Below are 13,952 nucleotides of genomic sequence, written 5' to 3' on the forward strand. Positions count from 1 at the left end.
AAAGTCTCATTTGTGGTTATGGTTGTATTTTGTGCAATAGAACGCTGATTAAAGAGGCTGAATACTTATTTGATTGCACTTTGTACAATTGAAATAGTGAAAAGCCATCTTTTTCGTGAATTCCTGGGGAATCCATTGCACGAAATACAATAGACGGCATTATTAGATTGTTTGAGGTTGATTCCATTGCACAGAGTGCAATGGAACGTTGAACTATGCTGTGGTACGGACATTACCCTCAGATGAATGATATAAGTGTACTTCATACAACTATTGTTCCAATTAAGAGCATGTTTGCTAATTTAATTGTATTTCGTGCAGCTATAAATGAGAGTTGCTCAAAACCAGTGGAGGCCCCACCACGAACGGGTGACAAGCGAGAAACCGTAAAAATCATTGTGAGCTAATTAAATATCGAATTACTTTTTTTGGTAATTAACTCCTACACTTTAAGGGCCCTTTAATTTTTTACTTCATTCCAAATAATTAAATGTAAAATTATTACTTTTTAAGTTTTTCGATTTCATGTAAGGTTCTATGCATGTCTAGTGCATGTTGTGCAACTAAATGAGCCAATTATTTCATGAGCGCGAGCCCACAGGCCGCCTATATGGATGTGATCTTTCAGATGTTGCAAGTCCGTCGTTCTGCTAGGAGCAAGAATCGTGGAAACATAGTGATTATAGAGTGAGTTTGGGGTCGCCCTTGACTAAGGGGGATCGAAATGCTTTAGGGGGATCGAAACGCTTTTTAATGAAAGGAGGAATATTTAATGTTAGCAAAACGTATCATCCCCTGTCTTGACGTTAAGGACGGACGGGTAGTCAAAGGCGTTAACTTTGTGAATCTGCGTGATGCTGGAGATCCGGTAGAGCTAGCAGCGCTGTATGACCGTGAGGGTGCAGATGAGCTTGTGTTTCTCGATATATCGGCTTCTGTAGAAGGTCGTGCGACCATGATTGAGGTTGTGCGGCAGACCGCAGGTGAAATCGCCATTCCTTTTACAGTGGGTGGAGGGATCTCTACGCCTGACGATATGAAAAGAATTCTTCGTGCAGGTGCAGACAAAATCGGTATTAATACAGCAGCTATCACTAATCCACAGTTAATTCTGGAGGGTGCCCGCCGTTTTGGCTCTCAATGTATTGTGGTAGCGATAGATGCTAAATATAACGAGGCTTTTGGCGAATGGGAAGTGTACACCCATGGTGGGCGCAAGCCCACTGGCATCCGAGCTCTAACTTGGGCTAAGGAAGCTGAGAAGCTGGGTGCAGGCGAGATTCTGCTCACTAGTATGGATGCAGATGGCACTAAGGATGGCTTCGATTTGAAGCTGACCTCAGCAGTAAGTGACTTGCTTAGTATTCCTGTGATTGCTTCTGGCGGTGCTGGGAAGAAGGAGCATTTTTACGATGTATTTACGGAAGGGAAAGCCGATGCGGGACTGGCGGCGACCATTTTTCACTATAAAGAGATTGCTATTAACAACTTAAAGGCAGACTTGAAGCAAAAAGGGGTAGAAATCCGATGAGCGAAACTCAAAATAATACAACAATAAGCCAAGAGGAAGCGCTGGCCGGCATTCGTTGGAATGAAGCAGGTTTGGTGCCTACCGTTGTGCAGGATGCTAACACACTGGAAGTTTTGATGGTTGCGTATATGAATTCGGAATCATTACAGCTCTCCCTGGAAAGTGGCCAGACCTGGTTCTGGAGCCGCTCACGCAGTGAGCTTTGGCACAAAGGTGGAACCTCAGGCAACACACAAGCGATTACCTCCATATCCTATGATTGCGATAGTGATACGCTGCTCGTGAAGGTTGTCCCTGAAGGGCCAGCTTGCCATACTGGAGCAACATCGTGCTTTTTCCGCGAGATTCCTTTGAATAACCAAACCACGGAAGCTCAGAAATCTGTGGCTACTAGCCTAACGGATGGCGAGCGTTTTGCTGTTCTTGGTGAGCTGGAGCGCGTGATTGCTGAGCGGGAGGTAGAGCGTCCGGAAGGCGCGTATACAACGTATTTGTTCGATAAAGGTGTCGATAAGATTCTTAAGAAGGTAGGCGAAGAAGCCTCCGAAACGATTATTGCCGCCAAAAATAAAGACAATGCCGAGCTGCGTCTTGAAGTTAGTGATCTGATTTACCACTTACTAGTACTGCTACAGGAGCGCAAGCTTCCGCTTGATGAGATCATGGAAGAATTGAGTACCCGCCACGAGCGCCCACGCCGGGACCAGTACTAGGGAGGGGGACTGACGGATGCATATCGATTACCACACGCATCATGAGCGCTGCGGTCATGCCGTGGGCAAGCTTGAGGAGTATGTGCAGCGTGGGATAGCGCTTGGACTTCAGCAGTTAGGTTTATCGGACCACTTACCGCTCATCCATGTCGATCCCGCCAACTATTACCCTGAAATGGCTATGCCTATGGCTGATCTGCCTCGTTATGTGGAGGAATGCCTGACGCTGAAGGAGCGCTATCGTGGAGTCATAGATCTGCGGGTGGGGCTGGAAGCGGATTATATTGAAGGCTACGAGGATCAAATTCGTGAGATTTTATCTCCTTACCCATGGGATTATCTGATAGGCTCTGTGCATTTTCTTGGGGAGTGGGATATCACAGATTATCGACAGGTTGATGGCTGGGAAGGCAAGGATGAACTAGAGGTATACCGCCTTTATTATGATGCTGTAAAGAAGTCGGCGTTATCAGGATTATATGATATTATAGGACATATGGATGTTATTAAACGGTTCGGCTATGGTCCTCAGACACCAGAAGGTAAAGCAGAGGTGAGAACGCTAGAGCTGGAAACCTTAAAGGTTATAGCGGATAGCGGAATTGCTATGGAGCTGAATGCTTCAGGACTTACCAAGCCATGTGCTGAGATGTTCCCGGCGGAACATCTGCTACAGGAGGCTTTTAAGCTTGGTATACCGCTTACGCTCGGCTCGGATGCACATGACCCTGCCAAGCTTGGTGACGGCTTGCAAGAGGCACGTAGCATGCTTTGGCACACAGGCTTCCGTGAGCTGGCTGTATTTGAGGGACGCCGTCGTACCACTGTTCCGTTCAAACTATAATTTATAATCCGCAGGAGGGTATTATGCATCATCAACAATTACGTATTTTTTCCGGTTCGTCGAATCCAAACCTGGCGGCAGATATTGCAGAGCGACTTGGTGTTGAATTGGGGCAGATTAAACTGACCCGTTTCATGAGCGGCGAGATTTACGTGCATTACGAAGAGAGCATCCGGAACTGCGACGTATTTTTGGTGCAATCCCTATCCCATCCCATTAATGAGATGTTCGTGGAACTGCTCGTGATGATAGATGCTGCTAAACGGGCATCGGCACGTACAGTTAACATTATTGTACCGTATTATGGATACGCTCGACAGGAACGTAAGTCTGCACCTCGTGAACCGATCTCGGCTAAGATGGTAGCTGATGTACTTACGACCGCGGGCGCAACCCGTGTGATTACTATCGATTTGCATGCAGCGGCAATTCAAGGCTTTTTCAACATTCCGGTTGATCATCTGACTGCACTCGATTTAATCAGCAGCCATTTGAAGGCCAAGGCTATGTCTGATTTGGTCATTGTCTCACCGGATGCCGGACGTGCGTCTATGGCTGAGAAGCTGGCGAATAAGCTGGATTCACCTTTTGCCATTATGATTAAGAAGCGTCCAGCCCATAATGAATCGGTAATCACTCATGTCATTGGTGATGTCGAGGGACGTACACCGATTATTATCGAAGATCTGATTGATACAGGAACTACCATAGTGAATGTGGTAGAGGGTCTGAAAGAGAGAGGTGCGAAGGACAGTATCGTCTGTGCTACGCACGGATTGTTCTCAGGACCTGCGCTACAGCGGCTTGACCATCCCTCTGTTCAGGAAGTGGTCATTACGGATTCTATCGCGCTTCCAGATGATCATTCAAGTCGGTTTACGGTCTTATCGGTTGCACCGATGCTTGCACAAGCTACACGTATTATTCTTGAGGGCGGTTCGATCGATAAGCTTTTCAGAGACGCGGGAATTTAATTCCCCGTCTTTTTTATTTTTACGTGAAAAAGTTGCTGTTTATGGAGTGGTAGAGTCTTTCTCAACTTGAGAATCTCGCAGTCACATGTGGTATACTGTGTGAAGATAGCCGCACCCATAAAGGGAACGGAATAGCGATTAAGTTTGGAGCTCCGGTATACCCCATTGGGCGCCGCCCTCCTATTTTTTCGTTAATATAAAGGAAGCTTCTTATAAGGGGGTGCCTTGCTTCCATGATGGAGAGAACTTCAGAGTATGAGGAGAATGGTAATGTTATTCCTGTCACTCTGAATGCCAATTTTTTCTTTGAAAGAGCCGTTCGGTCCTTGGATCGCTTTCAATATGATAAGGCATTAAAGAATTTTCGCAAAGCTGTAGAGTACGAACCGGAGAACCCGGTAAATCATTGCAACGTAGCAGGCGTATTATCAGAGATGGGGAATTATGAGGCGTCTAACGACATTTTGACCCATGTGCTGGAGAATATTGATCCTGGAATGACGGAATGTTATTTCTATATGGCTAACAACTTTGCCAATATGGAAAGCTATGAGGAGGCAGAACGCTCACTCGTTACTTATCTCGAAGAAGATGTGAACGGTGAGTTTCTGGCCGAATCGGAAGAATTGATGGAACTTCTGCAATATGAGCTGGATCGTCCTGCTCCGCTTATCCGGATTAGAAGCCGGGAAGGGGTAATAGAGCATGAGCGGGCTCGAGCGCTGTTGGAAGAAGGCAAGTTTACACAAGCTGTTACTTTGCTTGAAGAGATTGTGAGCAATACGCCAGACTTCTTGGCGGCGCATAACAACCTAGCCCTTGCGTATTTTTATATGGGTCGTTTTACCAAAGCCAAAGAATGTATTATGCGGGTGCTTGAACAGGACTCTGGGAATTTGCACGCACTTTGTAACTTGGCAATCTTTCTGCAGTATGAAGGTGACCGCGAGCAACTGGCTGGATTATTACGTCTGCTAGAGACGACAATTCCTTTTCACCAGGAGCATTTGTTCAAAATGGCCACAACCATGGGAATTCTGGGACGGCATAGAACCGCCTATGGTCATTTTCGGCGCCTGCTAAAGGATGAAGAAGTCGGCGGTGACGCCAGTCTGTACCATTATTGTGCGGCAGCAGCTAGCAATAGTGGTCTGTACACAGAAGCTCAGCGTTGTTGGCAAAAAGCCGCTAAGCTGGATCCGGAATCGGCTGTGCCGAGATTTTTTCTGGCCCAACTGCAGCAAGCGCAGGGAGAAGGCAAGGCGTTGTCTCCAATCAGCTACAACTATCAGCTCCCATTTCAAGAGCAGCTGAAGCTGTGGAAAGACAATAAAGGAAGCTTTGCCGAAGAGGTGCGGAACAATCCGTTGCTTCGATCCTCCTTCTTCTGGGCGCTTCGCTACGGCGATGCCAATACGAAGCTTCAGGTTACGGAAGCTCTGCGGTGGATCGAAGATGAAGAAATGTCTGAGATTCTGCAAGGACTTCTGAAGCAACAGCCTTTGCAGGAAGAAAAGCTTCAAGAAGCTGCACTTCTCAGTCTGCAACGATTGATTGGTAGTGTTCCGGAGGAAAATGTACTTCAGGAAGCCAAAGAAACTTCAACTGCGCGTCTGAAGGGATTGCCCGAATGGAGAGAAGATTGGCAAAAAGTCATTGACCAGACAGTAAGTATGATGGACCGGAGATTTGATGCCGTCCAGAAAAAAGATGCTGAATTACTCTGGAAGCAATTCGTGAGTAGCATATATCCAGATGTTCCTTTTATCCGTCAAACGGAGGGCTGGTGTGCTGCCTTAGAATATCTGATCGCAAAGATGCATAACCTTCCAGTCACCTACCGTGAGGTAGCCCAGCGCTATGACGTTTCCGTGTCGATGGTCAGTCGTTATGCTCGGCGTATCGATGATGAATGCAGTCTTCAGGGAAGTGTGAGCGACAGTCTTCCCCCGTTTACCGAAAATATCTAAATTGTTGATACAGTATTTCGTAGAAACGGAGCCTTCTTTCTAATGAGGGTCCCGTTTTCTTCAAAATAAAAGAAATTTAAGTTTTACACCTTTACTTTATGTCTAAACCCTATTGTGAGGAGGCCACTGTTATGTACAAAACGATTGTAATCGGAACAGGCCCGGCCGGGCTTACTGCTGCTATTTATTTGGCACGTGCCAACCTTAACCCACTTGTAATTGAAGGTATGCAGCCAGGTGGACAACTGACAACGACAACGGAAGTGGAGAACTTCCCAGGTTTTCCTGAAGGGATTCTCGGACCGGATTTAATGGACAACATGCGTAAGCAGGCTGAACGTTTCGGCGCTGAATTCAAGAATGGTTGGGTGGATTCAGTGGATTTTTCACAGCGTCCATTCAAAGTGACAGTAGATGGATTGGGTGTATTAGAGGCAGAGTCGGTGATTATCTCTACCGGTGCTTCTGCCAGATATTTAGGAATACCAGGTGAGCAGGAGAATGTGGGCCGTGGGGTCAGCACTTGTGCTACTTGTGATGGCTTCTTTTTCCGGAACAAGAAGATTATCGTGGTCGGTGGTGGAGACTCCGCGATGGAGGAAGCCAGCTTCTTAACAAGGTTTGCTTCCAGTGTAACCGTGGTTCATCGTCGGGATGAGCTCAGAGCTTCGAAGATTATGCAGGATCGCGCACGTGACAATAGTAAGGTAGCATGGGCACTTAATCGTACACCGCTTGAGGTTACAACCAGCGAGTCTGGAGTTAAAGGGCTGACGGTTCGCAACAATGAGACGGGGCTTGAAGAACTCATTGAAGCGGACGGAGTGTTTGTCGCTATCGGCCATACGCCGAATACCGGATTCATGGGAGGTCAGATTACGACGGATACCAATGGTTATATCGTGGTTAATCCAGGTACTACTGAAACGAACATTCCGGGAGTATTCGCTTGTGGCGACGTACAGGATACCCGTTACCGTCAAGCGATTTCTGCAGCAGGGACTGGCTGCATGGCAGCAATGGATGCAGAGAAATACCTTGAAGGCTCAATGGTGCATGACTGGAGCGAAACATTAGATAGTTAATTTTGCGAGAAATCGTAGTCCAATGACAAATAAGCAGGCAATCCTTTCTCTAAAGATTGCCTGCTTATTTGTTAATAAACGCTAAGCTTCACAGAGTTTGTGAAACTTTACACATAAACAGTTCGTAAAACATTCCATGAAATCAAGGGAGTGATGAGGATGGATACTATGGATTGGATCAAACAAAGTAAAAGTTTTAATAAGGCTGCGGATTACTACGATGTGTTTAGACCGAGTTATCCATCGGAGGTAATTGATTGTGTTGAAGCTAATACCTCTCTCCACGCAGCTTCAAAAATACTAGAAATCGGAGCGGGTAGCGGAAAAGCTACGGAATTATTTTTGAATCGGGGATATGAACTCTTGTGTGTAGAACCAGGGCCGCAATTGGCCGAAATTGGCGTGCAGAAGCATAAACATAACAAGGTGCAGTATGTGGTCACTCGATTTGAAGATTGGGAAGAGCCCCGAAAAGGGAATGATTTGGTGTTCTCTGCTCAAGCCTTTCACTGGGTTCCACAACCTGAGGGATATAAGAAATGTGCTGAAGTGCTTCAGCCAAACGGGCATTTGGCTCTTTTTTGGAATTTCTATTTATGCGGAGAGAGTAAGTTGGATAAAGAGATTGCTGAGCTTTGCAAACAATATCATGCCTTTACCATTTCCAGCAAAGAAGAGATAGATGAGAGAATAAATAGGACTTCAGCTGAGATTTCGAATAGCGGATATTTTGAGGCGCCATCCACTTATCAATTTCCGTGGTCCCATCAAGAGGATGTCGATAGTTTCATTGGCTTCTTAAACACTACGAGTTCTTTTCTGGTTCTTTCGGAATCAGAGCAAAACAAATTTATTGCTGAGTTAAAGCTGCTTTTTTCCACCAATGGTGGGGTTGTGTCCAGATATTATATATGTTGTTTATTTATTACCTCTCGGAAGTTAAAATAACTGTAACAATGTCCTTAGAAAAAGACTTGCGCATTTTAAAAATACGATTACAATAAACATAATGTTAACGTGAACATTTTTCTGTCGAACTGTATCATATTTATTGATAATAAGTTTAAAATTGATTTTGAGAAATTAGCTGTTAAACCAAATATTCACGTTAAACAAATGTAACTCCCATTATGATCATAAAGGAGAGCAGCAAACCTCATGAGCAGAAAATTCATGGATGAGAACTTCTTATTGTCCAGTGAGACAGCGATTCATCTGTTTCATAGCTATGCGAAAGACATGCCGATTATCGATTATCATTGCCACCTCAGTCCTCAAGAGATCTACGAGAACAAGACATTCAACAATATTACCGAAGCTTGGCTGTATGGCGACCATTACAAATGGAGAGTGATGCGGGCAAATGGTGTAGAAGAGAAGTTCATTACCGGTGATGCTAGTGATTATGAAAAGTTCTTGGCATGGTCTAGAACCGTTCCTAAGATTATCGGGAATCCGCTATATCATTGGACACATCTGGAGTTGCAGCGTTTCTTTGGAGTATATGATTTGCTGAATGAGGCTAATGCACCGAAGATTTGGGATGAAGTGAACAGACAGCTGCAAGGTGAAGGGTATGGAGCAAGAGATCTAATTGTTAAATCGAAGGTCACTGTTGTATGCACCACAGATGACCCTGTAGATACTCTGGAATATCATGAAAAAATCAGTAGCCTGAGTGGATTTAATGTCAGTGTAGTTCCGGGGTTTCGTCCAGATAAAGCCCTTGAGATTAATCGTCCTACCTTCCAGCCATGGGTAGCTCAGCTAAGCGAAGTTTCGGGAATGGCTGTTGAGAATTACGGACAGTTTCTTGCAGCATTGGAGAGCAGAATGAGATTCTTCCATGCCAGAGCCGGCCGTGTATCTGACCATGCTTTGGATGCGGTGATGTTTGAGCCAACTACCTTGGAGGAAGCTACAGCTATATTCGCTAAAGCACTTTATGAAGGTACTGTAAGCGAGAGTGAAGAGAAGAAATATAAAGGGTTCACACTTGTGTTCCTTGGTAAATTATACAGCGAGCTGGATTGGGCCATGCAATTCCATATCCATGCGCTACGCAATAATAACAGCGTAATGTTCGGCCGACTCGGTCCTGACACCGGCTATGATTCCATTAATGATGGCGTGATTGCTAAGCCGTTGGCAGGTCTGTTAGATGCGCTGGATCGTGAGAACGCGCTTCCTAAGACGATTTTATACTCCCTGAATCCAAATGATAATCATGTCATTGCTGGTTTAATGGGCTGCTTTCAAGGAGGCGGTATTCCAGGGAAAATTCAATTCGGAACGGCATGGTGGTTCAACGATAATAAGGATGGCATGCTGGAACAGATGAAGACGCTTGCTAATCTAGGTGTACTTAGTCAATTTGTCGGAATGTTAACAGATTCCAGAAGCTTTTTATCGTATACCAGACATGAGTATTTTAGAAGAATTCTATGTGATCTTGTAGGTTCTTGGGTAGAGGCTGGAGAAGCTCCGGATGATATGGAACTGCTGGGCGGCATGATTGAGAATATCTGTTACAATAACGCTGATCATTATTTCAATTTCTCGAAACAGGCATTGGTGACTAGGTAATCGTTATGATATCCTTACATGGAAGAGCCAAACCCGTTTAATAAGGAAGGTTGACCCATGGCACCTACAATCAAGGATATCGCCAAACTGGCGAATGTTTCACATACAACTGTATCGAGAGCACTTAACAACAGTCCCCTAATTAAAGAAGTCACACGTAAAAAAATTGCCGAGATCGCTGCGCAAGTAGGCTATGTTCCGAATTACAATGCCAAAAGCCTAGTGATGCAGAGATCGTATACTATTGGTCTGTTCTTCACGAGTATTGCCAAGGGGACATCGTCGGGTTTCTTCTCTGACACGATCCGTGGTGTGAATAGCGTCATAGATGTGGAGTATAATCTGTTCATTCGAGGGATCGATGATTATGCGGAGTATTCTTCTATTCATCGCAAGCGTTTTGATGGAATTATTCTAATGAGTCAAAGCGAAGCAGATAATAAATTCATTTACCATGTAGTACAGCAAGGCATTCCAATCGTTGTGCTGAACCGACAAATTGATGACCGTTCCATTATCAACATCATCTCGAATGACCGGGAAGGCGCTTATAATGCAGGCAAACATCTAATTGAAGCCGGGCATCAAGACATTGCGATTATTGAAGGTGTCGAGGGCTTTAAATCGACGCAGGAACGCAGAGATGGCTTTATAAAAGCATTGATTGAATATAATATTCCTGCACGTAATGACTACATGATCAGTGGTAATTATGATATGCAAAGTGGATACGAGGCTATGGTCCAGTTGTTGGATTTAGAAAAACCGCCGACGGCAGTATTTTGTTCCAATGACGATATGGCGATCGGGGCTATGAAAACGGTGTTCGAGCGAGGGTTGCAGGTACCGAATGATGTTTCTATTGTTGGTTTTGATGATAGTGGATTTTCGCTCTTTGCTAATCCTTCGCTTACCACAGTTAAACGTCCCATTGAGAAGATCAGCGAGCAAGGAGCCCGCAAGCTTTTAAGCTTAATCAAAGAACCTATAGAGAATGACGTGCTAATCTCGATCGACACGGAGTTTATTGCGAGAGAATCGGTTAGGAAGTTGCAGAAATAGAGGCTGCGTATAGTAGCTTAATCCTTTACAATCGTAAAGGGTTTTACCGTAAAATTTTAACGTGTGCATAAATTTATAATAATTTTAATATAAATATTGTTTTGTAAGGTTTATTTAATTAGTTTATCGTGTGCATTTATTATAAGGAGGCGTTAACTTGAACAGATTAAATAACGATAGTTGGAAAGCTTACAAGCAATATCCTGAGAAGGTTCTGCAATTTGGTGAAGGTAATTTCATGCGCGCTTTTGTAGATTGGCAGATTCATACCATGAATCAAAAAACGGATTTCAATGGTGGAGTGGTTGTTGTACAACCGCTGGGCAACGGACTTGCAGAAATGCTAAATGCGCAGGATGGGTTATATACGCTTTATCTCCAAGGAATCAAAGATGGAGCGGCGGTAAAAGAACATGAGGTCATCAACTGTATTACAAGAACGCTTAATCCTTTTACCCAGCATGAGGAGTATATGAAGCTTGCCGAGAATCCAGAGCTGCGATTTATTGTGTCTAATACTACTGAAGCGGGAATTGCTTTCGAAGCCGGCGACAAGTTAACCGATACTCCGCAAAGTAGTTTCCCGGGCAAGCTGACGGCCTTATTGTATAAACGTTTTGAATTTTTTAATGGGAATGCTTCTAAAGGTTTTATCATCATTCCGTGTGAGCTGATTGACCGAAATGGTGATGAGCTCAAGAAGGTTATTTTGAAATATGCTGAGCTGTGGAATCTTGGAGGAGGTTTTGTAAACTGGTTGAATGAAGCTAATACCTTCTGCTGCAGTCTGGTGGACCGCATTGTTCCCGGTTATCCAAGAGACACTATCGCTGAGATTACAGAAGAACTGGGCTATGAGGATAAGCTGGTTGTTGTCGGTGAGCAATTCCATCTTTGGGTGATTGAAGGACCACAGTGGATTAAAGAGGAATTTCCGGCTGAACTAGCAGGTCTTAATGTGCTAGTGGTGGATGATATGACCCCTTATCGGACTCGTAAAGTGAGAATTCTAAACGGAGCTCATACCGCGATGACACCAGTAGCGTATTTGTATGGGATTGATACGGTTGCCGAGGCCATTGAGCACGAAGAGGTTGGGGCGTTCGTAAAGTCCTTAATATACGATGAGATCATTCCCACGCTGGATCTGCCGGCAGAGGAATTGAATTCTTTTGCAGACGCGGTATTAGAAAGATTCCTGAACCCTTATGTGCAGCATTACTTGATGAGCATCTCCCTTAATTCTATATCGAAGTTTAAGACAAGAGGTCTGCCTTCTTTACTGCAATATGTAGAGGTCAAAGGCCGTTTGCCCGAGAAGCTTGCCTTCTCATTGAGCGCATTAATTGCATTCTATAAAGGACGTAGAGGGGAAGAAGAGATTCAACTGGCGGATGATGCGGATATTTTGGAAGGGTTCGCTTCCCTTTGGGGAGGATGGGATGGCACAGACACTGGGCTACGCGCACTGACCGCTCAGGTACTAGCAGCAACAAATCATTGGGGCTGTGATCTGAATGAAGTTAAGGGACTTCCCGACAAGGTGGCAGAAGGGCTAATTGCAATTGAGGGAATAGGTATGAAGCAAGCGCTGCAAACGTTCGTGAAGAGACCTGCGCACAATTGATACACAGGAGGTGGGTACCCGATATGATCAAGACCATGAAAGAGGTACTACAGATCAATGATGCTGATAATGTAGCGGTTGCACTGAAAGACTATAAATCAGGCGACACCATCGTAATTGGTTCAAAAGAGATTAAAATTACAGAAGATATCGCCAGAGGCCATAAAATTGCACTAACCAGCATTAGTGAAGGCGAGAATGTGTTGAAATATGGTTATCCGATCGGTCATGCCAAAGCGCCTATCACGCCGGGGGAATGGGTGCATACCCATAATACGAAGACCAACTTAACAGGGGTAGAGGAATATACTTTTGAGCAGAAGCTGACGCCGAATCCTTTTGCAGCAGAGAATTTGACCTTTAAGGGGTATCGCCGCTTAGATGGATCTGTAGGTATCCGCAATGAGCTGTGGATTGTTCCTACAGTTGGTTGTGTAAATGGAGTGGCGGAGCAGATCATTAATATTTTCAAGGCAGAGGTTGGGGATATCGCCCCTTTCGATAACGTGCTTGTGCTTAAGCATAACTATGGCTGCTCCCAGCTGGGTGATGATCATGACAATACTCGTACGATTCTAACAAATGCGGTTAAACACCCGAATGCTGGCGGAGTGCTTGTGCTCGGGCTGGGGTGCGAGAACAACAATCTGCATATTTTTAAAGACATGCTTGGCAGCTATGATGAGGATCGTGTGCGTTTCCTTGTCTCTCAAGAGGTTGGGAATGAGATAGAAGAAGGCGTGAAGCTGCTGAAGGAAATCTACAATAATGTACAAGGTGACCATAGGGAAGAAGTATCGCTCTCTGAGCTGAAGATCGGTCTGAAATGTGGAGGCTCCGACGGTTTATCCGGTATTACTGCGAATCCTCTCCTAGGACGTCTGTCTGATTATATGGCTGCCCAAGGTGGTACAACTGTATTGACTGAAGTACCTGAAATGTTCGGTGCCGAAAAAATTCTGATGGAACGTGCAGCGGACGAAGTTATTTTCCACAAAATTGTCGACCTGATCAACGACTTCAAGCAGTATTTCATGGACTATAAACAGCCGGTATATGAAAATCCATCCCCAGGCAATAAAGCTGGAGGGATTACTACGCTTGAGGATAAATCTCTAGGCTGTACTCAGAAATCCGGCAACTCCACGGTTATGGACGTACTCAAGTACGGCGAGCTTATCACCAACAAGGGCTTAAATCTCCTTAACGCACCTGGTAATGATCTTGTGGCCTCCTCTGCACTGGCTGCTGCTGGTTGTCAATTAGTGATCTTTACAACCGGACGGGGAACGCCATTTGGTACCTTTGTGCCTACGATGAAGGTATCGACGAATACGCCTTTGTATGAAGGTAAACGTCACTGGATTGACTTTAATGCGGGTGTGCTGGTCGAAGACGGTTCTCCAGATGAGGTCCTGCGCGATTTCATTAATTACATTATCAGCGTGGCTAGCGGGGAATGGGTATTTAATGAGAAGAATAACTTCCGTGAAATTTCCATATTCAAAACAGGAGTAACGCTATAATAAATAATTTATTTCAAATCAGGCTGTCCCTTAT

General features: G+C 44.9%; 11 protein-coding genes. All 11 read left to right on the plus strand.

The window, feature by feature from the left end:
- Window positions 1-772: 772 nt before the first annotated feature.
- The 11 genes from hisF (at window position 773) to UQ64_RS26515 (ending at window position 13,918) form a co-directional block, all read left to right on the plus strand.
- Window positions 773-1,531 carry an imidazole glycerol phosphate synthase subunit HisF gene (hisF, locus tag UQ64_RS26465; protein ID WP_060626433.1) on the plus strand — a complete coding sequence of 253 codons (759 nt, stop codon included), beginning with the start codon at window positions 773-775 and terminating at the stop codon, window positions 1,529-1,531.
- The gene (gene hisIE / locus UQ64_RS26470) at window positions 1,528-2,244 is read left to right on the plus strand and encodes a bifunctional phosphoribosyl-AMP cyclohydrolase/phosphoribosyl-ATP diphosphatase HisIE (RefSeq protein ID WP_060626435.1); all 717 of its coding nucleotides are present in this window, start codon (window positions 1,528-1,530) and stop codon (window positions 2,242-2,244) included. Before hisF ends, hisIE begins: the two co-directional genes overlap by 4 nt.
- Window positions 2,245-2,260: 16 nt before the next feature.
- On the plus strand, window positions 2,261-3,088 hold the full coding sequence (hisJ, locus tag UQ64_RS26475) for a histidinol-phosphatase HisJ (RefSeq protein ID WP_060626437.1): 828 nt from the start codon (window positions 2,261-2,263) through the stop codon (window positions 3,086-3,088).
- Window positions 3,089-3,111: 23 nt separating this feature from the next.
- Complete coding sequence (locus UQ64_RS26480; protein WP_060626438.1) at window positions 3,112-4,062, plus strand: ribose-phosphate diphosphokinase; 951 nt, start codon at window positions 3,112-3,114, stop codon at window positions 4,060-4,062.
- Window positions 4,063-4,295: 233 nt separating this feature from the next.
- Complete coding sequence (locus tag UQ64_RS26485; RefSeq protein ID WP_060626440.1) at window positions 4,296-6,032, plus strand: tetratricopeptide repeat protein; 1,737 nt, start codon at window positions 4,296-4,298, stop codon at window positions 6,030-6,032.
- A gap of 131 nt (window positions 6,033-6,163) precedes the next feature.
- Entirely contained in the window at window positions 6,164-7,117 is a 954-nt protein-coding gene (gene trxB, locus UQ64_RS26490; protein WP_060626442.1) for a thioredoxin-disulfide reductase, read from the plus strand.
- 159 nt (window positions 7,118-7,276) lie between these two features.
- A complete protein-coding gene (locus UQ64_RS26495) occupies window positions 7,277-8,065 on the plus strand; it encodes a class I SAM-dependent methyltransferase (protein WP_060626443.1) in 789 nt (262 codons plus the stop codon).
- A 210-nt stretch (window positions 8,066-8,275) separates the two neighbouring features.
- Window positions 8,276-9,703, plus strand: coding sequence for a glucuronate isomerase (gene uxaC, locus UQ64_RS26500; protein ID WP_060626445.1), 1,428 nt, complete (start codon window positions 8,276-8,278; stop codon window positions 9,701-9,703).
- Between the two features lie 57 nt (window positions 9,704-9,760).
- Entirely contained in the window at window positions 9,761-10,765 is a 1,005-nt protein-coding gene (locus UQ64_RS26505; RefSeq protein WP_060626447.1) for a LacI family DNA-binding transcriptional regulator, read from the plus strand.
- Window positions 10,766-10,922: 157 nt separating this feature from the next.
- Window positions 10,923-12,392 carry a tagaturonate reductase gene (locus UQ64_RS26510; protein ID WP_060626450.1) on the plus strand — a complete coding sequence of 490 codons (1,470 nt, stop codon included), beginning with the start codon at window positions 10,923-10,925 and terminating at the stop codon, window positions 12,390-12,392.
- Between the two features lie 35 nt (window positions 12,393-12,427).
- Window positions 12,428-13,918, plus strand: a complete 1,491-nt coding sequence (locus UQ64_RS26515; RefSeq protein ID WP_060626579.1) for a UxaA family hydrolase — start codon at window positions 12,428-12,430, stop codon at window positions 13,916-13,918.
- The last annotated feature ends 34 nt before the right edge of the window (window positions 13,919-13,952 follow it).

Source organism: Paenibacillus etheri (assembly GCF_001012825.1).
Lineage (GTDB): Bacteria > Bacillota > Bacilli > Paenibacillales > Paenibacillaceae > Paenibacillus_AQ > Paenibacillus_AQ etheri.

What these genes read in the sequence shown, in the direction of transcription:
- UQ64_RS26485 (WP_060626440.1), top strand. Translation starts at nt 4,296, where the DNA reads ATGATGGAGAGAACTTCAGAGTATGAGGAGAATGGTAATGTTATTCCT.
- hisF (WP_060626433.1), top strand. Translation starts at nt 773, where the DNA reads ATGTTAGCAAAACGTATCATCCCCTGTCTTGACGTTAAGGACGGACGG.
- trxB (WP_060626442.1), top strand. Translation starts at nt 6,164, where the DNA reads ATGTACAAAACGATTGTAATCGGAACAGGCCCGGCCGGGCTTACTGCT.
- UQ64_RS26505 (WP_060626447.1), top strand. Translation starts at nt 9,761, where the DNA reads ATGGCACCTACAATCAAGGATATCGCCAAACTGGCGAATGTTTCACAT.
- hisIE (WP_060626435.1), top strand. Translation starts at nt 1,528, where the DNA reads ATGAGCGAAACTCAAAATAATACAACAATAAGCCAAGAGGAAGCGCTG.
- UQ64_RS26480 (WP_060626438.1), top strand. Translation starts at nt 3,112, where the DNA reads ATGCATCATCAACAATTACGTATTTTTTCCGGTTCGTCGAATCCAAAC.
- UQ64_RS26515 (WP_060626579.1), top strand. Translation starts at nt 12,428, where the DNA reads ATGAAAGAGGTACTACAGATCAATGATGCTGATAATGTAGCGGTTGCA.
- UQ64_RS26495 (WP_060626443.1), top strand. Translation starts at nt 7,277, where the DNA reads ATGGATACTATGGATTGGATCAAACAAAGTAAAAGTTTTAATAAGGCT.
- uxaC (WP_060626445.1), top strand. Translation starts at nt 8,276, where the DNA reads ATGAGCAGAAAATTCATGGATGAGAACTTCTTATTGTCCAGTGAGACA.
- hisJ (WP_060626437.1), top strand. Translation starts at nt 2,261, where the DNA reads ATGCATATCGATTACCACACGCATCATGAGCGCTGCGGTCATGCCGTG.